The organism is Shewanella mangrovi (assembly GCF_000753795.1).
In the GTDB taxonomy this organism is placed as follows: Bacteria; Pseudomonadota; Gammaproteobacteria; order Enterobacterales; family Shewanellaceae; genus Shewanella; species Shewanella mangrovi.
Genome location: NZ_JPEO01000015.1, coordinates 19756 through 40775, shown reverse-complemented (window position 1 = coordinate 40775; position 21020 = coordinate 19756). Strand labels below are relative to the sequence as shown.

20 protein-coding genes are annotated in these 21020 nt (G+C 49.5%); 15 read left to right on the top strand and 5 right to left on the bottom strand.

Translation table 11 applies throughout. From position 1 onward, the window contains the following. The first annotated feature begins 45 nt into the window (after positions 1 to 45). Positions 46 to 2217 (top strand): TonB-dependent siderophore receptor, encoded by a 2172-nt coding sequence (locus HR45_RS14815; RefSeq protein ID WP_037444469.1) that lies wholly within the window; start codon positions 46 to 48, stop codon positions 2215 to 2217. Between the two features lie 114 nt (positions 2218 to 2331). Then, positions 2332 to 3243: a LysR family transcriptional regulator gene (locus HR45_RS14810; RefSeq protein WP_037444467.1), complete on the top strand. Its 912-nt coding sequence runs from the start codon at positions 2332 to 2334 to the stop codon at positions 3241 to 3243. Here the strand turns inward: HR45_RS14810 and HR45_RS19840 are convergent, their stop codons facing one another. After that, positions 3244 to 3552 carry an excalibur calcium-binding domain-containing protein gene (locus HR45_RS19840; protein WP_081933500.1) on the bottom strand — a complete coding sequence of 103 codons (309 nt, stop codon included), beginning with the start codon at positions 3550 to 3552 and terminating at the stop codon, positions 3244 to 3246. Positions 3553 to 3703: 151 nt separating this feature from the next. Between HR45_RS19840 and HR45_RS14800 the strand changes: the two genes are divergently transcribed. From HR45_RS14800 to HR45_RS14780, 5 genes are all read left to right on the top strand, one after another. Next, entirely contained in the window at positions 3704 to 4558 is an 855-nt protein-coding gene (locus HR45_RS14800) for a patatin-like phospholipase family protein (protein ID WP_037444464.1), read from the top strand. A gap of 104 nt (positions 4559 to 4662) precedes the next feature. Beyond that, on the top strand, positions 4663 to 5502 hold the full coding sequence (locus tag HR45_RS14795; protein WP_037444462.1) for a PfkB family carbohydrate kinase: 840 nt from the start codon (positions 4663 to 4665) through the stop codon (positions 5500 to 5502). 397 nt (positions 5503 to 5899) lie between these two features. Continuing rightward, a complete protein-coding gene (locus tag HR45_RS14790) occupies positions 5900 to 7357 on the top strand; it encodes a sensor domain-containing diguanylate cyclase (protein WP_037444459.1) in 1458 nt (485 codons plus the stop codon). A 27-nt stretch (positions 7358 to 7384) separates the two neighbouring features. Then, positions 7385 to 8080 (top strand): MOSC domain-containing protein, encoded by a 696-nt coding sequence (locus tag HR45_RS14785; RefSeq protein WP_037444456.1) that lies wholly within the window; start codon positions 7385 to 7387, stop codon positions 8078 to 8080. A 6-nt stretch (positions 8081 to 8086) separates the two neighbouring features. Continuing rightward, positions 8087 to 8434 carry a DUF4870 domain-containing protein gene (locus tag HR45_RS14780; protein ID WP_037444453.1) on the top strand — a complete coding sequence of 116 codons (348 nt, stop codon included), beginning with the start codon at positions 8087 to 8089 and terminating at the stop codon, positions 8432 to 8434. A gap of 3 nt (positions 8435 to 8437) precedes the next feature. On the opposite strand, the gene HR45_RS14775 is transcribed toward HR45_RS14780, so the two are convergent. Both HR45_RS14775 and rsmD read right to left on the bottom strand, forming a co-directional pair. Continuing rightward, complete coding sequence (locus tag HR45_RS14775) at positions 8438 to 8725, bottom strand: DUF1145 domain-containing protein (protein WP_037444450.1); 288 nt, start codon at positions 8723 to 8725, stop codon at positions 8438 to 8440. After that, positions 8725 to 9309, bottom strand: a complete 585-nt coding sequence (rsmD, locus tag HR45_RS14770; RefSeq protein WP_037444446.1) for a 16S rRNA (guanine(966)-N(2))-methyltransferase RsmD — start codon at positions 9307 to 9309, stop codon at positions 8725 to 8727. Before rsmD ends, HR45_RS14775 begins: the two co-directional genes overlap by 1 nt. A 256-nt stretch (positions 9310 to 9565) precedes the next feature. Here rsmD and ftsY point away from each other — a divergent pair, with 256 nt between their 5' ends. From ftsY to HR45_RS14735, 7 genes are all read left to right on the top strand, one after another. Then, positions 9566 to 11269 (top strand): signal recognition particle-docking protein FtsY, encoded by a 1704-nt coding sequence (gene ftsY / locus HR45_RS14765; protein ID WP_037444443.1) that lies wholly within the window; start codon positions 9566 to 9568, stop codon positions 11267 to 11269. Between the two features lies 1 nt (position 11270). Beyond that, entirely contained in the window at positions 11271 to 11954 is a 684-nt protein-coding gene (ftsE, locus tag HR45_RS14760; RefSeq protein WP_037444440.1) for a cell division ATP-binding protein FtsE, read from the top strand. A 10-nt stretch (positions 11955 to 11964) separates the two neighbouring features. Next, positions 11965 to 12930, top strand: a complete 966-nt coding sequence (gene ftsX, locus HR45_RS14755) for a permease-like cell division protein FtsX (RefSeq protein WP_037444437.1) — start codon at positions 11965 to 11967, stop codon at positions 12928 to 12930. Between the two features lie 159 nt (positions 12931 to 13089). Continuing rightward, positions 13090 to 13947: an RNA polymerase sigma factor RpoH gene (gene rpoH / locus HR45_RS14750; protein ID WP_037444433.1), complete on the top strand. Its 858-nt coding sequence runs from the start codon at positions 13090 to 13092 to the stop codon at positions 13945 to 13947. Between the two features lie 115 nt (positions 13948 to 14062). Further along, positions 14063 to 16234 carry a hypothetical protein gene (locus HR45_RS14745; protein ID WP_037444430.1) on the top strand — a complete coding sequence of 724 codons (2172 nt, stop codon included), beginning with the start codon at positions 14063 to 14065 and terminating at the stop codon, positions 16232 to 16234. An 11-nt stretch (positions 16235 to 16245) separates the two neighbouring features. Further along, a complete protein-coding gene (locus HR45_RS14740) occupies positions 16246 to 18087 on the top strand; it encodes a toxin-antitoxin system YwqK family antitoxin (RefSeq protein WP_037444428.1) in 1842 nt (613 codons plus the stop codon). 37 nt (positions 18088 to 18124) lie between these two features. Next, positions 18125 to 18529 carry a GNAT family N-acetyltransferase gene (locus HR45_RS14735; protein WP_037444426.1) on the top strand — a complete coding sequence of 135 codons (405 nt, stop codon included), beginning with the start codon at positions 18125 to 18127 and terminating at the stop codon, positions 18527 to 18529. A gap of 60 nt (positions 18530 to 18589) precedes the next feature. Here HR45_RS14735 and hslO read toward each other — a convergent pair whose 3' ends face one another. Continuing rightward, positions 18590 to 19453, bottom strand: coding sequence for an Hsp33 family molecular chaperone HslO (hslO, locus tag HR45_RS14730; protein WP_037444423.1), 864 nt, complete (start codon positions 19451 to 19453; stop codon positions 18590 to 18592). A 12-nt stretch (positions 19454 to 19465) separates the two neighbouring features. Further along, entirely contained in the window at positions 19466 to 19867 is a 402-nt protein-coding gene (gene hslR, locus HR45_RS14725) for a ribosome-associated heat shock protein Hsp15 (RefSeq protein WP_037444420.1), read from the bottom strand. Between the two features lie 262 nt (positions 19868 to 20129). On the opposite strand from hslR, the gene gspC reads away from it, so the two are divergent. Continuing rightward, positions 20130 to 21017: a type II secretion system protein GspC gene (gspC, locus tag HR45_RS14720; protein WP_037444417.1), complete on the top strand. Its 888-nt coding sequence runs from the start codon at positions 20130 to 20132 to the stop codon at positions 21015 to 21017. The last annotated feature ends 3 nt before the right edge of the window (positions 21018 to 21020 follow it).

The following is a 21020-nucleotide window of genomic DNA, read 5'->3' as shown; positions in this document are numbered from 1 at the left end:
TATCGTAACACCTCTTCTGTGACTCAATCATAATGAACTTTCACTATGCGCTATCATCTTCTACCAGTTGCTGCAGCCGTTACTGCAGTGTTGTACCCAGTCGCAGCTTCTGCTGCGGAATCGGCGACTGACGCAAACGAAAATATCGAAAAAATCACGGTCACAGGGAAGTATACCGTGAGTAAAACCATCGACACCGCCACCGGACTGGGTTTGACACTGCAGGAAACGCCGCAGTCGGTCAGTATTATTACCGATGAACGTATTCGCGATCAGGCGCTGAATACCGTGGTAGATGTGGTGAATAACTCGGTGGGGTTATCGTCATCAAAGACAGATAACGTCCGCAATGGTTTCAGTGCTCGTGGTTTTACCATTCAAAATTACCAGATTGACGGTGTGCCTTTGTCATGGAGTCTCGGCGGTGATGCCGGTGAAACCGTGTCAGACGTTTCTCTGTACGAACGCGTTGAAGTGGTGCGTGGTGCCACCGGGTTACTGACGGGGGCAGGCGACCCATCTGCGTCTATCAACTTGGTGCGTAAACATGCCGATGCGACAGAGCTAAGTGGCTATCTGCAGTTAGATGCTGGCAGCTGGAACAAGAAACAGCTTACTGCGGATGTGGGAAGCAAGCTGAATAGCGATGGTTCCATTCGTGGCCGCTTGGTGGCCAAATATGTCGATAACGATTCATTCCAGCAATATTACGAAGACCATAAAACTATTCTGTATGGTGTTGTCGATGCTGACATTACCAATAGCACCTTGCTGCGGGTGGGCGCGGTGTACAACAACAATGATCCGCATGGCGCGATGTGGGGTGGACTGCCGGCCGTCTTTGCTGATAGTAGTGCTGCCGATTGGGATGTCTCGACCACTACCGGCGCAGACTGGACTCGTTGGGAATCGACCAATAAAAACTACTTTGCCAATATCAATCATATGTTCAGCAATGGTTGGCAACTGATTGCTAACTACAACCTCATGGAATATGAGAGCTACTCGCGTTTGATCTACATGTCTGGCGCCTTAGATGAAGCAACCGGCACAGGTTTAGCAGGACAGCGTTATAACAGCCATGCGGAAAACAATTCCAATAACTTCGATCTGCAACTGAAGGGTGATTACGAGTTGTTCTCGCGCAGTCATGAATTCGTGATGGGCGCGCTCTATAGCAAGCAAAAAGGCTATACCGATACCTATGAGCCAACGCCGTTGGCGGGTGGTGGATTTTACGATGCCATGCCCGTTGATGACTTTTATAGTTGGCAGCAAGGCGATACCTTTGCTGAGCCAGAGTGGTCAACTACTGCGAGTCGCAATCAAGACTTAGAGACCGAACAAAAAGGTTTCTACGCCGCCACCCGCTTGTCGATCACCGATGAGCTAAAAGTCATTGCTGGCGGTCGTATCTCGAGCTGGAACCGTGAAGGTATTAGCTGGGGGGATGTCAACTATGGTAACAATGGCGAGTTCGTGCCTTATTTAGGCGCCTTGTATGACGTGAATGAGCAACATCGTATCTACGCCAGTTACACCGAAATCTTCAACCCGCAAAATGCGCGTACTGCAGATGGGAGCTTTATCGACCCACTGGAAGGTAAATCTTATGAGTTGGGCTTGAAGAGCTCGTTCTTTGATGATCGCCTGCACACGACTGTCGCGGTGTTTAAAATCGATCAGGACAACCTCGCCGTTAACGATCCTGACTTTGTACCAACCGATGAACAGGTTGCCAACGGCCAAACGTCTGCGTCCATTGCTGCGCAGGGCACAGAGAGTGAAGGCTTTGAGTTTGAGGTGGTTGGTCAGCCAACCGACGGTTGGAACATCTCTGCCGGTTACTCACAGTTCAAAGCGGAAGATGCTGATGGTAACAAGGTGCAAACGACCGCACCGCGCAAGCAGTTGAAACTGTTTACTACCTATCAGTTCCAACAACTGCTGCCTGAGCTGACGATTGGTGGTGGCATCAACTGGCAAAGTGCATCCTATTCCGACAGTGGTAGCGTCCATATTGACCAAGGCGCCTATTCACTGGTGAATGTAATGGCACGTTACGACATTAATGACAGCATGGATTTGCAGTTCAATGTCGAAAACCTGCTGGATAAGAAGTACTACGCCTATATGTCAGCATCGACGCTGCCTTACAGTGTGTATCACTACGGTACGCCACGTAACGTTACGCTGAGCTTTAAGTATCGTTTCTAAGTAGAGAGCGGCGGCAGGCCTGATGCTTGCCGCCATAGCACCAGCGACGGAGGTGGGCCGGCGCCATAATTAACGTGAATGCATTCATTGCTGCCAACAGGAAAGGTTAACGCAATGCATAAATTACTGCGTTCTATGCGCGTATTTACCGCAACGGTGGAGCTGGGGTCGATGAAAGCGGCCGCCGAAGCGCTCAATCTCAGTACATCCGCTGTCAGTCAGCAGATCCAAAAAATGGAACTCCATGCTGGCGTTGGTCTGCTCAATCGTAATACTCGTACGCTCAAACTTACCGATGTTGGACAGCAGGTTTACGATAACTGTTGCCGCATGATCGCACTGGCCGAGCAGACCCAAGATCTGCTCAACCGTTACCAACAGTCACCCAGCGGTGAGCTAAAGATCGCCGCACCCGCTGGCTTTGGTGGCACTATGCTCGGGGAGCCCATTCGGCGCCTGCAGCAGAGCTATCCTGATATGGCGCTCGATATTGTGCTGCAAGATACGCCGCTCGACCCGCTGCGTGAAGGGGTTGATATCGCCATTCAGATGGGGCCCTTGCAAGACTCCTCGCTATTTGCCCATCATCTGAGTCGTTGGCGCTTAGTGCTGTGCGCCGCCCCGAGTTACCTGACCAGACGTGGCTTATCGTTGCCAGTACATCCGCGTGAACTTGCCTCGTGGCAACGAATCGCCCACTCGCCTTCCAAAGGGCGTTTTACCACGTTACGCAATCAACGTTTGCAGCAGGTGTTTGAGTTGCCGCCCAGTCAGTTTCAGGTCAACAACATGCAGTCTGTGATTAACTTTACCGAGGCGGGATTAGGCTATGCTGCCTTGCCTGAGCCAGATGTTCTGGCGTTGCTTGAACAGGGGCGTTTACTACGGCTGTTAGTAGATTGGCAACTACCAGAATGCAATGCTTACGCATTGACTCAAGCCAAGCATATGTCGCCTAAAGTACGCGAAGCCCTGCGTATCCTCAAAAGCTGTTTTGCGCGCTACAACAACTTGCGTGCTGCCTGATTACCAGCGGCTGTCATTTTCGCACGGAATACCGTCGTTATCGCCATCCATACGAGTGCCAGGGCAGTTTTTCAGGAAGAATTCGGCTTCGGCACGGGAGCGCATCTCTGAGCAATATTTACGGCCATCACAGCGGAACTGTTGCTGAGAGCCGTACTTTGGCAGTCGCTCAGCCTCTTGCTCAATGACATCGGTCAACTCTTGCTTCAACTTTACCGTACTTTGCGGCAAGAGTTTGTCACCGCCAAAACGCTCCCACGTCAGCCAAAGTGCATAGATGAGGATCAGATAGAAGATCAGTTGTTTCATGGTCAGTTCCGTTTGGCCAAAATGAAAACACTGTTGAAAATAGCAGCGTTTATGCGGGGGTTCCAGCAAAATAGCGTCTCGCAGATACGCTAAAGGTTTGCTGATGCAGACGGCTTGAGTATGCTGGAGCATCGCGAACAGGGAGAACTCTATGATAAACACCGCATTAGTGTTAGAAGGCGGCGGCTTACGCGCTATTTATACTGCCGGCGTATTGGATGCATTTTTAGCAGCAGGGCTGCATTTCCCCTATGTGGTGGGCGTGTCTGCCGGCGCCATTTATCCGGCGTCTTATCTATCGCAACAGGCGGGGCGCAACCTCACCATTCAGCAACGTTACCTCGCAGACAAACGCTACATGGGCTGGCGTCATTGGCTGAAAAACGGCAACTATGTCAATGTCGACTTCACTTATCGACGCATGGCGCATGAATTGGTGCCATTTGATTTCGACACCTTCCTATCGAGCGAGTCCGAATTTAAAGTGGGCGCATTTAACTGCCGCAGCGGCCACACAGACTTTTTTGGCAATGCGGATTTTCAGGACCATCAGCAGTTGCTCGACATTCTTATTGCCTCTTCGAGCTTACCTTTCATTTCGCCGCCAGTGACGATTGCCGGACAGCCCTATCTTGATGGGGGGATCGCCACCCCTATTCCAGTGGCACAGGCAACGGCTGACGGGTATCAGAAGCAACTGGTAATTCTGACTCAGGACGCCAATTATCGAAAGTCAGCCTTCAAACTCAAATGGTTAGCTAAACGGGTTTATCGCCAGTATCCACAGGTCGCTGACGCCTTATTGCTACGTCATCAACGTTATAACGAGGCGTTGGCCGATTTAGCGCAACGGGTGCAGCAAGGGACTGCCATGGTGATACAGCCAGCACTGCCGCTAGGCTTGTCACGGTTAGAGCGTGATGTCACTAAAGTTGAGGCTGTGTATCAGTTGGGCTTAGCGGATGGCCGTGCGGCATTGCCCGCCATCAGCACTTTTATTGCGTGAGCACCATTCAGCAATCGGCAGGCAAGGCTATGGTTAAATGCCGATTACGGGTTAAATAGGGCGCGAGCTTATTTCGACGAGTGATGTAATGAGGAACTGCACCTATGGCTAACATTCTGCTGATTGCGAACCTGAATTGTGATCGCATATTGCAGTTGAATAAATCTCTGCAAAAAGGTGGCCGTTATCATTATGACGATGGAGGACGCCGTTTGGGTGGTGGTGGTGCCAATACTGGCATCGGCCTCGAATGGGCTGGTCATAAGGTGGCGTTAGTCAGTCAGGTTGGACAAGACGAATTGGGTGACTGGTTACTGGCCCAAGCGAGCGTCAATGGATTGGATTGCCGCCGTGTTTCACGCCACCGCGGGCAAACCTGCGAAATCATGCTGCTGATGACGCCCGATGGCGAGCGCACCATTATTCGACCAGCGCGGCCGTTGTTTCAGTTAGCCACACCGCCAGATTGGCCTGAATGGCAGGCGGTGTATCTTAATTCGTCGGCAGAAGGTGCTGCCAGTTGGGCAAAATCAGCCTTACCACACACTTTAGTGGTCGCCCAGCTCGCAAAGGATGAGCGGCCACGACCTTGCCATATCCTGTTGTCATCGCACTCGGATATGCATGGACGCACACAGTTATCGATGTGGGATTATGGTCGTAGTATCGCCGGCGAAGCCTTAGCGTATTTTATCGTGACGGAAGGTGAACAGGGGGCGCGACTGTATACCGCTGACGGTGAGCAACACGTTGCGGCAAAGGTCGCTACTGTGGTTGATAGCACTGGCGCAGGCGATGTCTACGCTGCTGGATTGATCCATGGCCTCGTCAGTGGCATGCCAATTGAAACTGCGATGCAGGAAGCGGCCGTGTGGGGCGCTCATGCTGTTGCGTCTGAAACGTCAATTCCGGGTGAATCACTGCGCTGCTACTTGCAAGAGTGATGCGTCATTGTCATCAAAAAAAGGCATTAGCGTCATGTGGCTGTCATGCTGACTGCCTATTATGTGCTCCGAGTTGATGACTTAACTCTTGTTTGACTCTCCCTTCGTAGCTTTGTTTGTTTTTCTAGAGGCCTCACATTTGTGGGGCATTTTTTTGTCATGTGTTTGTCATTTGCCGTTGGCAGGATAGCACCGTGCATTACAGAATCCCCAACATCTGTAATCGCTGACAAAAGACCCCTTCGTTCCCCCGTTTTGTAAACAAAACGGGTTTTTTTTATTCCTCGACAATCAAGCAATGCGCCACTAGGCGAATTAAGGTAAGCTTCGGTTTTTGTTGATTAAGTAATCGAAACTTGCACGATTCAGCTTGTTTGCAGTATGGATGGAACGGCGCATGGGCATGAGCCTTTGGAACGATAAAAAGAAAACGATTTGGCTACTTGCCGCGCTGCTGCTCGGGGCCTTTATGCTTACCAGTGGCTTTAGCTATTGGGTGGCACAAAACTCGCTGAGCCAGCAGGTGGAAGAAAACACCTTGCCGCTGACCAGTGATAATATCTACTCGGAAATTCAGCAGGATTTACTGAAACCTATCTTTATCTCTTCGCTTATGGCGCACGACACTTTTGTGCGTGACTGGACACTGGGCCATGAGCAGCAACCGCAACGTCTGATCCGCTATCTCAAAGAGATCCAAGAAAAATACAGTACAGTAACCAGCTTTTTTGTCTCGGAAGCCAGTCGCAACTATTACCACTCAAGCGGCATTTTAAAGCAGATAAATGATACAGATCCCAACGACAGTTGGTATTTTCGTACCCGCTCATTACCTAAGTCGCAAGATTATGAAATCAATATTGATTTAGATACAGCTAATCGCAACAAGACCAACGTTTTTGTCAACCACAAGGTGTTTGATTACGACGGTAACTTTATCGGTGTCACCGGGGTTGGCTTAGAAGTGGAAAAAGTGGGCGCACTGATTGAACACTATCAGCAGCGTTACAATCGCCGCGTTTTTTTCGCAGATAGACAAGGGAAAGTAACGCTACACAGTACCGACTACAATGGCGCCAAAACGCTACAGGAATATCCGGGGTTAGCAGAAAATGCGATTCGTATTCTGGCGAATCCAAGCTCGGCGTTCACCTACAAACAGGATGGCCAAACCTATTATGTGAACAGCCGCTTTGTACCCGAGTTCCAATGGTATTTGCTGGTTGAGCAACGTGGTACGAAAGGTGATAAAAAGTTGCTGACGACGTTCTGGGGTAACCTAGGGATCAGTCTGCTGGTCACCGTTATGGTGTTATTGACGGCGAATATGACTTTAGGGCGCTATCAGCGGCGGTTGGAATTGATGGCATCCACCGACAAATTAACTGGCGTTGCTAATCGTCAGGCCTTTGAAGAACACTTTACCCGCGCAGTACCGCAGGCGCACAAACAAAAACGACCTTTGTCATTGATCCTGTTTGATATTGACCATTTTAAGCGAATTAACGATGGTTATGGTCACAGTGTGGGTGACTTAGTCCTTAAAAGCGTTAGTTTGATGTTGCAGCAGCACTTCAAGCAACACAATGTGGTGTGCCGCTGGGGTGGGGAGGAATTTCTCATGCTGCTTGAAGGAGTCGATTTGGCGCAAGCGGCGGCAGAAGCTGAGTTGCTGCGACGTAAAATCAGCGAATGGATGTTACAGGTCAACAGCAGTGGACTAGTGGTCACCGTCAGTGGTGGCGTGGCCCAGCTGCAAGCCAATGAAAGCGGCGAGCAGTTGCTGATTCGTGCCGATAAGGCGTTGTATCAGGCCAAAGAGAATGGCCGCAACAACGTCGTGTTAAGCCATTGAGAGCAAGTCAGAGACAGGACGCAAAACATGACGGTGAAATTGAGCGGATTATACGCCGGTAAGGGCCAGCAATTTACCGCGTTAGTAAACAGTGGTATCAACAGCAAGCAGGCGATGACAAAGCTGCAGGTACATATTGATCGTGTCGACGGCGATGCGCGCTTTGATCTGAAAAATCACGGCGGCAATGATCGCGTGTTGCACCATTTTCCGCTGGAGCATTACGCGTTTTTCAAGCAACAAGGTTTGATGACGGCCGAGCGGCAAGCTCCAGCGCTGGGGGAGAATATTTCCACCCTAGGTTTATTGGAGCAGGATGTGTGCATTGGTGACGAAGTCGCGATTGGGGAGGTGCTGTTGCAAATTACGTTGCCACGTGCCCCGTGTTATAAAACCAATCTGCAATTTCGCCAACGTGAGTTTGCCCGCACCATGCAAGACACCAGACGCTGTGGTTGGTTGTATCGCGTGCTCACACCCGGCACGATTCAAGCAGATGATTCGCTGAGTATTGTTAAACGTCATTGCGATATCAGCGTGGCAGATGCGCTAACACTGTATTTTGCTGAAAACTATGATGCACAAGCGTATGAACGCTTATTGAGTGCACCAGGCTTGGGCGCTGATTGGCAACAAAATCTGCATAAGCGTCTAGCGACCGAGCAACGCGAAAACTGGCAGGGGCGTCTCTATGGCAGCGAACAATTTTACGAAGGATGGTGATTGAGTATGGAAACAGTAACACGACAAGAACGTGACATGGGGATTTTGGTGCATTGTGCTAGCTTCGCGGGTTACCTAATCCCTTTTGGCAACGTGTTGGGCCCCTTGATTGTGTATTTGATGAAACGCGAAGATTCGCCGTTCATCGAAGCCTGCGGTAAGAACTGCCTCAACTTTCAGATCAGCATGGTGATTTACGCAGCGGTATGTTTGGTCTTAGCGTTCGTGTTAATTGGTTTTGTATTGTTGGGTGTGTTGGGCTTGTTCAATCTTATTGTGACGGTAATCGCGGCAATTAAGGCCAGTGAAGGCAAGGTCTATCACTACCCACTGGCCATTCGGTTTCTCAAATAACGGTTATTGCTGAGACTGTTTCTCAGCCATGGCTGCCAGTGCTCGTTGGCGGTATTGCAACAGGGCAAATACTCCGAAGATAAAGGCCTGCAGATAATCTTTACCTTGCAACGGCAACAGATTGCTGAATACCGAATAGAACATCAGGGTTTGCAATAAGTGCATCATCACGGTGATCCCCAACAGGATATTGAGGATCAACGAGATATTGCCCCCAAATGGCATCACGAGGTTGTACGCCATTAAACACCATGCCAGCAGGGTGATCATTTTTCCCAAGGTAATCAGCATTAATTTGTCTCTTGTTGCAGTTGGTAAAGGCGATAGCAGACTTGCCCCGCCACTTTCTCTTTAAGTTGCACCCAGTTTGCCGGTGTTTTCAGCGTGGCTAACTCGCTTTCCACTTCCACATAAATCAGCGCTAGGTCACTGAGCCATTGGTGTTGTGCCAGCAAATCAATGGTCTGCTGTGCCAGTCCTTTGCGAAATGGTGGATCAATAAATACCAGATCAAACTGACGATCAGCTGGCTGACCTAAGGCGGCAATAACATCACGATTGAGCACCTCAGCGTGATCGCATTTAAGAGAGGCCAAATTTTGTTTGAGCTGCTCTGCTGCTGGGCGCTGCAGCTCATAGATGCGGGCCGATTCGGCATAGCGCGACAAGGCTTCTAGTGACAAAGCGCCGCTACCAGCAAAACAGTCCAACACTTTCGCACCTGCAATATCACCGCTCAGCCAATTAAACAGGGTTTCACGTACGCGATCTGTGGTGGGGCGTAATCCGTCCAAATCATGGATGGGTAAGCGCCGTGAGCGCCATTGCCCCGCAATAATTCGCACTTGACCGCTACCTGGGCGATTTTTGGACATTTGACCCCCGTGATTTTGCCAGAAGAAATAAAATGGTAGACTGTGCCGATTATTTTAACGCCGTCAAAATGCAGGGATTTTCTGAATATCCGCGACGGTTAAAATCGAGCGCCGCTATTCTATAACAAACTCGCCAGTGAAGGCGAAGTGCAAAGCGGTTGCCAAGGTACAGGTCAAGCCATTGACCAGTACCTTTTTGCGACCAGTGACAAGCTGGTTGTCAGCTATCATCCATTTAGATTGAGCATTAATACTCATGGCAAAAAAAGGTTTTTTCTCCTGGTTCCGCAAAGATAAGCAAGCGCAGGAACAGACTCCAGAGGAACAAAAAGTAGAGCAAGTGTCGGTTGACACCAGCACCGACACCTCGGTAACCGACAGCAACCCAGAGCAAACTAGCATTAACGAAACGGTTGATGCAGAAGCTATTGCACCCGCTGTTGAGCTTGAGCAAGCTCAGCCAGAGCCAGAGCCAGAGCCAGAGCCAGAGCCAGAGCCAGAGCCAGAGCCAGAAATCGTTGCGGAAGTGGTACCAGAAGTTGAGCTTGCCGCTGTAGTTGAAGCCGAGTTAACTGTTGCAGAAGCAGAAGCAGAAGCAGAAGCAGAAGCAGAAGCAGAAGCAGAAGCAGAAGCAGAAGCAGAAGCAGAAGCAGAAGCAGAAGCAGAAGCAGAAGCAGAAGCAGAAGCAGAAGCAGAAGCAGAAGCAGAAGCAGAAGCAGAAGCAGAAGCAGAAGCAGAAGCAGAAGCAGAAGCAGAAGCAGAAGCAGAAGCAGAAGCAGAAGCAGAAGCAGAAGCAGAAGCAGAAGCAGAAGCAGAAGCAGAAGCAGAAGCAGAAGCAGAAGCAGAAGCAGAAGCAGAAGCAGAAGCAGAAGCAGAAGCAGAAGCAGAAGCAGAAGCAGAAGCAGAAGCAGAAGCAGAAGCAGAAGCAGAAGCAGAAGCAGAAGCAGAAGCAGAAGCAGAAGCAGAAGCAGAAGCAGAAGCAGAAGCAGAAGCAGAAGTGCAGCCAGAGCCGCAAGAAAAGCCAAAACGTGAAGGGCTGTTTGCGCGTTTAAAGCGTGGCTTGATGCGCACCAGTGAAAACATCGGTAGCGGCTTTATTGGCCTGTTCCGTGGCAAAAAAATTGATGATGATCTGTTTGATGAGTTGGAAGAGCAGTTACTGATCGCCGATGTTGGCGTAGAAACCACCCGCAAACTGATTGATAGCCTCACTGACCACGCCAGCCGCAAACAGTTAAAAGATGCGGAAGCCTTATACGACTTAATGCGTGATGAAATGCTGGCGATGTTGGAACCAGTCAGCGTGCCGCTTATTCCGGAAAACAGCGACGGCCCATTTGTGTTGCTGATGGTTGGTGTAAACGGCGTGGGTAAAACTACCACTATCGGTAAACTGGCCAAACAGTATCAACGCCAAGGTAAGAGTGTGATGTTAGCGGCGGGTGATACCTTCCGCGCCGCGGCGGTGGAGCAACTGCAAGTGTGGGGACAACGTAACGAAATTCCGGTTATCGCTCAGCACACGGGTGCAGATAGCGCCTCAGTATTATTTGATGCACTGCAAGCAGCCAAAGCGCGTGGCGTTGATGTGTTGATTGCCGATACTGCGGGTCGTTTGCAGAACAAAGCACACCTGATGGAAGAGCTGAAAAAAGTGGTGCGGGTGATGAAGAAACTCGACCCGAATGCGCCGCATGAAGTGATGTTGACGCTAGATGCTGGTACCGGTCAGAACGCCATTAGTCAGGCACAACTGTTCCATGAAGCCGTTGGTGTTACCGGTATTACGATCAGTAAGTTAGATGGCACCGCCAAAGGTGGAGTGATCTTTGCGGTTGCTGATAAATTTGGTATTCCTATTCGTCATATCGGTGTGGGTGAGCAGATTGATGATCTGCGTACCTTTGATGCCAAAGACTTTATCGATGCCCTGTTCAGTCAGGAGAAAACGGACAGCTAACATGATTCGATTTGAACAGGTCAGCAAAATCTATCCCGGCGGTCAGAAAGCACTGACTGAGGTAAATTTCCATCTGCGCAAAGGGGAGATGGCCTTTCTAACAGGGCATTCCGGCGCAGGTAAAAGTACCCTGCTCAAATTGATTACCGTGATTGAGCGTGCCAGTGCTGGCCGCGTGTTTATTGGCGGCCATGATATTGCCAATATTAAGCGTGGTCATGTGCCCTATCTGCGTCGCGATATCGGTATGATCTTCCAAAACCACCATCTACTGATGGACCGTAGCGTCTTTGATAACGTGGCGCTGCCGTTGGTGATTGAAGGCTTTACCCTGGGTGAAATTCGCAAACGGGTCGCTGCTGCGCTGGATATGGTCGGCTTGTACGGCAAAGAACGCCACAATCCGATTATGCTGTCAGGTGGTGAGCAGCAACGTGTGGGCATTGCCCGCGCGATTGTGAACAAGCCCGCATTGTTACTGGCAGATGAACCGACTGGTAACCTCGACCCTAAGCTGTCGATGGATATTCTTAGGCTGTTTGAAACCTTTAATGACGCTGGTACCAGCGTGTTAATTGCGACACACGATCTCGGTTTGATTGCACGAATGAAATACCGCACGCTGACCTTGCGTCAAGGACGCATGATCGGCGGTGAATCCGATGTCGCCATGCCAGTCAACTAAGGGTGAATGAATGACGAATAGCGCCTCTTTAACCCGCAGTAAGTTGCCGATTTCTGGTCGGATAGTGATGTTTTTTATTCGTCATGTGCAGCATGCGATGGCGAGTCTTGGTGAGCTGTGGCGCAGCCCGGTATCTTCCATTATGACCATGGCGGTGCTCGGCGTAAGTTTGAGCTTACCTGCAGCGCTGCAGGTGATGGTAAAAAATGCCGAAACCATTACCCAGTCTTGGGACAGTGCCGCGCAGATTTCATTGTTTATTGATGGTCCACGCTCTGATAAAAGCATTCAGAGTTTAATCGCCCGCATTAAAGTCTATCCCGAGATCGATGATGTCCGTTTCATCAGTAAAGATGATGCGTTGGCCGAGTTTCGCAAGTTGTCGGGGTTTGGCGATGCGCTCGACTATTTAGATGAAAATCCACTGCCAGCAGTGGTCACCGTATTTCCTACTGAGCGTTACTCGACGCCGCAGGGCGCGCGTGAATTATTGGCCAAGCTGGAACATGAGCCGGAAGTGAGTTTTGGTCGCCTCGATATCGAATGGCTGGAACGTTTACAAGCGCTGGTGCATGTACTTGAACGTACTGTGATAGCGATTGGGGCACTACTGGTATTGGCGGTTGTGTTGATTATTGGCAACACTATTCGTTTGGCGATTATGAACCGTCGCAGCGAAATTGAAGTAATGAAATTAGTCGGGGCAACAGAAGCCTTCATTCAGCGGCCGTTCTTATATACTGGTATATGGTATGGTGTCGTCGGTGGCATTTTGGCGTGGCTGATTATCAATATTTTGGTGTGGTACCTCGATGGCGCACTGTCACACTTGTTAGGCCTCTACGGTAGCAATTTGCATATGAAAGGCTTGTCGCTGGGAGAGCTTATCGATATGGTGCTCATTGCATCGTTCTTGGGTTGGATCGGTTCTTATATCTCAGTCCGTCACCATCTGCGAGCGATTGAACCCAGTTGATGATTTAGTGAACTAATGTTCACTTGCAATGTCTTATTGACGGAACGAAAATAGAAGTTCGGACAGTAGCGGAGGTTGACATATCATGTCAATTCACCGATAGTGCCAAACACCCGCTGAATCCATATGCGGGCTGCGGTAAATGAAATGGGAGCGTGTATGACTGAACAAACGCAATCAATGGCATTGATGGTTCCTCATGGAAGCCATAGCCTCGAGGCCTATATTCATTCGGTAAACAACATCAAAATGTTGGAAGCCGAGGAAGAATATGCGCTGGCTAAGCGTTTGCAGGAAACAGGTGACTTGCAGGCAGCTAAGCAGCTCATTATGTCGCACCTTCGTTTTGTTGTGCACATTGCGCGTGGTTATTCCGGTTATGGATTGCCACAGGCCGACTTGATTCAAGAAGGCAATATCGGTTTGATGAAAGCGGTAAAACGCTTCGATCCAGAAGTCGGTGTACGTCTGGTGTCTTTTGCCGTGCATTGGATTAAGGCCGAAATCCACGAATACGTCTTGAAAAACTGGCGTATCGTGAAAGTCGCGACCACCAAAGCACAACGCAAACTGTTCTTTAATCTGCGTAAAGCGAAACAGCGTCTCGGCTGGTTCAGCGATGAAGAAGTCTCCATGGTGGCGGAAAATCTGGGTGTCTCTAAAGAAGACGTGACCGAGATGGAATCGCGCATGGCAGCTCAAGACGCAGCGTTTGATATGTCCAGCGACCACGATGATGATGGTGACTTTGCGCCAGCACTGTATCTTGAAGACCACTCATCTGATGTTGCAGCACAAGTTGAACATGACAACTGGGAATCTAATGCTCAAGCGCGTCTGTTGTCAGCGATCAAAACGCTGGATGAGCGTAGTCAGCATATTCTGCGCGCCCGTTGGTTAGATGAAGATAAGACCACACTGCAGGAGTTGGCTGATACTTATCAGGTGTCTGCTGAGCGGATTCGTCAGCTTGAAAAAAATGCCATGAACAAGCTCAAAGCGTGTATGGATGCATAAGCTGAATAACGACTGAAAGCGTATGTAAAATCTAGAAAAATTCTTAAAAAAGCCCGCATTAATGCGGGCTTTTTGTTACTCTCGCGACTTCGGATTTTTTGTTTCATGGAATGATATGTTCAGACGACTATTGTGGTTGAGTAGTTTCCTATTACTCAGCGCCTGCTCGCCTAAAAATGAAGTTACATTTTCTCCCTCTCGTGGTGACCAACAGCAATATTGGAGTTATGCCGATATCGCTGTCACTGGTTACGGTCAAGTACAAACCAGCACTATGCTGCAACGCTATAAAGTCACAGAGACATCCCCGCTAACACTCGAAATTAGCAATCGTTATCTTGATATTGGCGGCGCTGGGGGCCATCACATTACCAGCTTCAGCAGCGCTAAAGGCGATGAAAAGTTGCAGCGGCTCTTTTCTAAAGGTTTTGAAATCACGCTTGATCCCGACAGCGGCAACCTTATCGACTTTCGTGGTTTGGATGCTGAACTATGGCAACAGTTGCGGCAAGATGGCGGCGAACGCTTAGTCAACATGTTGAAAAAGAGCATGTTGTCGCCCGGTGTGTTGCAAACCATTCCGGCGCGCCAAGGTGCAAGTCTGCAATTGCTGACCTTTGCTAACCAACAGGCAAAATTGAGCGTTGAATTGGTCACTGACACTCAGCTCATCGCCAGTGTCTCCGCTAGTGATCAGCACACCGGCGCCAAGCTCTATGGTGAGCTAGTGTTAGATCGCGACAATGGCTGGTTGCAGCAACTATTGATGGTGGTTGAGCAGCCGATGCCAGAGGTCAAGCCGGGGGCTAAGTTGCATATGCGGCTTGCCATGCTGCCTGAAGATCATCCTGTGGATTTCAATTTTGATGATTTTGAGCCAATGACCGACTGGATGCCGTTACCAACGCAACCAGAAGATGATGCTGAACTGAAGACCGCGACAGGTGCAGAGTTATTGCCATATGACAGCGGTTACTACGCGCCCAATCCTGCCGATGTAACCTTAGTGCTCCCCGAGAGCAGCCATCGTGCTGGCGCGTTAAGTGATATTCGCTTGCGCAATATCGTCGCTTTTGATGAGCAGGGTAATAAGCTGCCATTGGCCTTTTCTTGGCAAAATTCAGAGCCAGCGTATTACGACCAACTCAGTTCTCAGCATCATTTGCTCCCTTTGGGGTGGAACCTCTCTGATACCGATAATTCGGCGGCCAGTTTTAGCGCTGACGCAGATTACTATCCTACCCGCTATTTTGCCGATACGCGTGCCTGGCAGCCTGGTGCGCAGCATTTTGACATACAGGGCGTAACAGTTGAGATTGTGCCCGATCCTGATGATCCACTGCTGTTTACCATTCATAGCGACCATGCGGCCAATTTTGCATTGCAGAAATTCTTTCGCGGTTTGCAAGGTGAACTGAAATTACCGCCATATCCCGCCAAAGCGCCTTGGTTGAATACTGGCGATAACGCGATGTTCTCGTTTCTGAGTCAGTTGCCAAGACACGACATCTTTGAGTTACGGTTGACGGAGCTACCTACGCAGCCCGTTACTTTCTACGTGGCACAGTACGCAGAGCAACCCAGCTTTAGCAAACCGATCAAATTTATTAGCCCCGATATTTATCGACTGGATGCAACTCTGCCACCGACCAGCGAAGTGTGGCTTTATGGGGCGGATCCTCAAGCCACGCTGCCTGCCGTTGGCTTTAATCAGATTCAGGCCGTGAGCGACACAGCGCAAGGCAGCTCCATTTCACTGCCGAGCGATTGGGCGAGTATCTGCGAACTGAGAGTTGTGGATGGTAGCCCGCAACAAGGACATGCCCTCGTATGGCAGAAAAAACCTCATCAGGGGTATTCGCGCTATACGCCGACTAGCGATTATCAACTTGGCACCGACGATGCGATTCGGCATTACTTCTATGGTATTGCAGTGACCAGTGAGTTGTCTTGCCAAGGCCAGCCTCAGTGGCAAGACTTGCCATATCAAGCCGACGCACAGGCTTGGTTGATACCGCTGACTGCATTCGGTGAGGTCGATAGCCAACAGTCTATTGCAAGTTTTCTTAGTCACTATCAGTTGCTCAATGAACAGGGACAGCCTTTGCACCTTATTGGGTTGGATGGTTATCTACCTGCTGCGCCAGAGCAAACGCCGCTGGCGGACATATTGACCAAGCAGCGACAACTTCGCGTGGCGGGTAAAGTAAGCTCACTGCGGCAGTTGAAGATTGTTGGCGAGCCGCTTAGCCGTCAATGGACACAAGCCTTTCCGGCCTTACCGTAGGAACTAGCAGTATGCGTTATTGGATTGGATTATTGTGCTTATTGTCGAGCGGGATAAATGCTGCAGAGTTATGGCTGGATAAGGCGTGGAAGCCTGTCTCAAAGACTCAGGCCAGCTATTATATGGAAATCGCTGAGCAGGCAAATGCCGACGGTATGTGGCCAGTGAAAGTGTTTTATAAACAGGGGATGGTGCCGCGTTTTGAAGGCTTGCTTGATAAGCCAATGCAGCCAGATCAAGCAAAAGCAACTGGGCCCTACAAATACTTTCATCCTAATGGCGCTCTGTTGTCAGATGGGAGTCGAGACCAAAATGGTAACTTTACCGGGGTGACTCGCTTTTTTGATGAACAAGGGCGGTTGACCGATATTCAGCATTTTGCCGATGACAAGCAGGTGGGAGAACAAACCAGCTTTTGGCCCGATGGCAGTAAAAAGCTGGTCTATCAACTGCAAGAGGGTAAAAAGCAGGGCGAATTACTGCAGTACTACCAAGGTGGTCAGCTGCAGCTGCGAGAGGTTTATCGCGACGGTAAACTCAACGGTGAGCAACGTAGCTATCATGACAATGGTAAGTTAGCCCAAACCGCGTTCTACCAGGCTGGAAAGCGAGAAGGTGAACTCACTATTTACAACGCGGAAGGCGGTAAAAGTGAGGTGCGCGTCTTTCGACATAATCAGCGTCATGGCCTAAGTCAGCGTTGGGATAAAAACGGACAGTTAATTGCCAAGGTTAGTTACGCCGAGGGTAAGCGCGATGGTGATTCCATCGAGTGGGGTAGCGATGGCAGCTTGTATCGTCATTACCGTTATGTTGCAGGGAAACAGGTCGGTGAGCAGCATCTTTATTATCACAGCAGTGAGCAGCTCATGCGTGAACAACATTACGATGATGCTGGTCAACTGCTAGTAGAAATTCGCTATGAAAAAAATGGCAACAAGCAGCGCGAAACACATTACGACTACAGCGAAAAGCAACCCAAAACGGAGATGATTGTCTATAAAAACGGGCTGCTGTTTTTCAAGCGCCAGCGTGATCCCAACCAACAGTGGCAGCTTGAACAGGAATTTGATCAACAGGGCAACGTAACCGAATCTTTGCCGTATCGAAATCAACGCCTCGACGGTGATTTCATCAAAACGGTTTCGTCTTGGAGTGGGCAGAACCTGCGTCGTATTACCGGGCATTATCAACAAGGCAAGCTCAATGGTGAATACCAAGAAGTGGACATTAGCAGTGGGCTGAGCGCCGCTAAAGGCACATATCGCCAAGATGAGAAAGTTGGTGAGTGGCACTATCGGGATGACAACAGCCAGCGCGTTGAGCACTATGATCAACAGGGTCGCAAGAATGGCAAACTGCTGGAAACCACGCTGGATGGTAAATTATTGCGCCTTGAGCATTACAAGCAAGATCAGTTAGTTGGAGAGTTTGAACAACGCGATTCAGAAGGCTTGCTGTTGGGCAAAGGGGATTATGTTGGTGGCAAACGCGATGGTGACTGGCAATATCGAGATGATTTCGATAAAGACCGCTTTTGGCAAGGGCGCTACCGGCTTGGAAACAAAGTAGGCGACTGGCGCGCTAACTCGCGCCACGGTTATCTGCTAGGGGCTGAACAGTATGATCAGCAAGGGCGCGCGCAAGGTAAGTTTTACACCTTTGCCGAAGATGGTCTGCTGACTGAACTGCACCATTATCGTAATGGGCAGCAACATGGTGAGCAGATCTACTATGCTAATGGCAACGTCTATCGCACTGAGATCTATCGCGATGGTGAATATATTGAAAGTAAAAGCGACGACACGGCATTGTGTTTCATGGCATGCGATGATAGTGATAACGACAACTAATCACAGTGTCATTTATCAGCAATTACGGGGGTGATTGATGGATTTTCAGGTCACAGAAAAAGTGCCCTTAGCAGCAGAATATTGCCAGTTGCGACACGCCGCCGGGTTATCGCCTAAGTCGCTGGCGGCAGCAGAGATAGGCCTTGCCAATACGTTATACGGTATCTGTGTGCGTGACGGTGAACAGCTTATTGGCATGGGGCGAGTTATTGGTGATGGCGGCTGCTTTTTTCAGATTGTCGATATCGCGGTAGCGCCCAGCTATCAGCGGCAAGGCTTAGGCCGCTTGATAATGAATCGCTTGGAAAACTACCTACAACGTGTGGCTCTTGATGGCAGTTATGTTTCCTTGCTGGCTGACAAGCCAGAATTTTATGAAAAACAGGGCTATCGACCCACGGCGCCAGCAAGTTATGGCATGTTTAAAAAATTCAGTCGCTAACGGCAAACGAACAAACAAAAACACCGGCGGATTGCCGGTGTTTTTTAAAAACGCTATGCATTACTGCTGCCGTACTGGAGCCGTTTCAGCGTCGTTAAACAGTGCTTCAACATCAACAGCATCAAAGCGATATTGACTGTTGCAGAATTCACAGCCCATCTCTACCACACCATGCTCAGCAATGATTTCATCCAGTTCTGTTTTCGGCAGTGTCATGATGGCGGCCGCACTACGTTCACGTGAACAGGTGCATTTAAAGCTGACCGGAATCGGGTCAAATAAACGTACATGCTCTTGGTGATATAAGCGATGTAGTACCTGCTCAGCCGATAAACCAAACAACTCATCCGCAGTGATGGTGGCTGTCAGTTGTTGCAGATGATCAAACTCGCCTGTTTCGGCGGCTTGGCCCGGTAATATTTGCAGTAACATCCCCGCGGCTTGTTTACCATCGGCGAACAACCAGATGCCGGTCGGCAACTGTTCGGATTGTGCAAAATAGCCTTCTAAACATGCCGCAATAGAGGCTTTGTCGAGCGCAACCACGCCTTGATAACGTTCGCCATCTACAGGGGTCAGTGTGATGACCATGTGGCCATTGGGCAACAGATCGCTTAGCGAAGCATCATCGGCAATGGTGTCACTCCAACGTGCGACACCACGCAACTGTTGTTGATTATTGCCATTGATAACTGCTAATGACACCGGGCCTTGGCTTTGCAGTTGTACGCTGATATCACCCTTAAACTTCAGCGTTGCAGTGAGCAAGGAAGTGGCAGCCATCAACTCACCCAGCAACAGCTGCAGACGTGGTGGATATTGGTGCGCATTTACAATCTGCTGATAGCTCTCTTCAAGCTGTACCAATTCACCGCGTACATCGACGTTGTCAAACAGGTAGCGGTAAAGCGAATCTTTATTCATTTATGTCTCACATCAATAATCTTTAATGCGCAGTAGCTGGCGCCGCTGCTTTTTATCAGGTTTACCATCTGGCGATGGGTTGTGCAGAATGTTTAGCCGTCGGGCTTCTGCATTGGCTTCGCGCTTTTTAATACTCTCGGCAGTTTCCTCATATAGCGTCTGAGCTACCGCTGCACCTTGGCGAACGCCGGAAATTTTTATGATCACTATCTCTTTTTCGTCATATCCTTGACGTAATTTAATGCGCGCGCCGACTTCAGCTGTTTTACTGCATTTAGCACGCTGACCGTTGTAGTGAACTTTACCTGCATTGAGCATCTCTTTGGCGATGGCTCGGGTTTTGTAAAAGCGAGCAGCCCAAAGCCACTTGTCGAGACGGACCGCTTCTTCGCTTTGGTGAGCTTGATTCACCATGACGAAACTCCTGAATTAGTCAAAAGAGGTATAAGTTCACATAGTTGCGAAAAGCTTCGGAACTTAAGCGTTTACGCAAGTCAAACAGTGGGGCGCATCACACCCTTTAGTAGCGCGCAAAGGTAGCATAATTGGCCAAATTTAGCCAATTGCAAACAGGTTATGCACTTGTTGCAACTGCGTATGTTGGGGTAGCATGGCGCAGGTTTGTTTGTAAATTACTAAAATAACGATAAATGCCTGAAATTGGGCAGCAGGGAATATGGACTTACTCGATAAAGCTATTGCACAAGCCAGCAGGGTTCCAGCACGGCAGGCCAGTAATCTGGTGTTTTGGCTGTTGTTGGTGCTTGCAATATATCTGGCGGCACAAGTGACCTGGAAAGCCATTCCTGCGTCACCTTCGACGACCAAGTGGCAGCCGACGCCTGTGAGTGTCTCTCAAGGCAGTATTGTCGATATCGCCGCGATCAAAAATCTAGGCTTATTTGGTAAAGCCGATGCTACTGACGTAGCACAGCGTGCCAATCAAGCACCTGTTCTCATTACTGACGCACCAAAAACTAATCTTTCGATTCTGCTGACGGGCGTTGTTGCCTCTACTGCAGAACGTCGTGGTGTGGCCGTCATCCAATCTGCTGGTAGCCAAGATACCTATGGTCTAGGTGACAAAATCAAAGGTACCTCAGCATCGCTGAAAGAGGTGTATGCCGACCGTATCATCATTACCAACAATGGGCGTTATGAAACGCTGATGTTGGATGGCTTAGAATTTAATGCTGGCGAAGATGCTAATAGTCAGTTGCAGCAAGCGAAATCCGAGGCGCAAAACGTTGCCGAAGATGCGGCTGCTATTCGCGATGATGTGTTAGCGAATCCAGATAAGCTCAGTGATTACATTGCAGTTTCACCAGTACAGCAGGATGGTGAACTGGTTGGCTATCGACTCAATCCAGGAAAAAACGCCGCGGCTTTTAATAGCGCAGGCTTTAAGCCAAATGACCTTGCCAAATCTATCAACGGTTATGATTTGACCGACGCATCACAGGCGTTAGAGATTATGGGGCAATTAGCAGAGTTAACAGATATATCTGTGATGGTTGAACGCGAAAATCAGCTCATCGAAATTTCACTCAGTTTGCCACAGTGACGC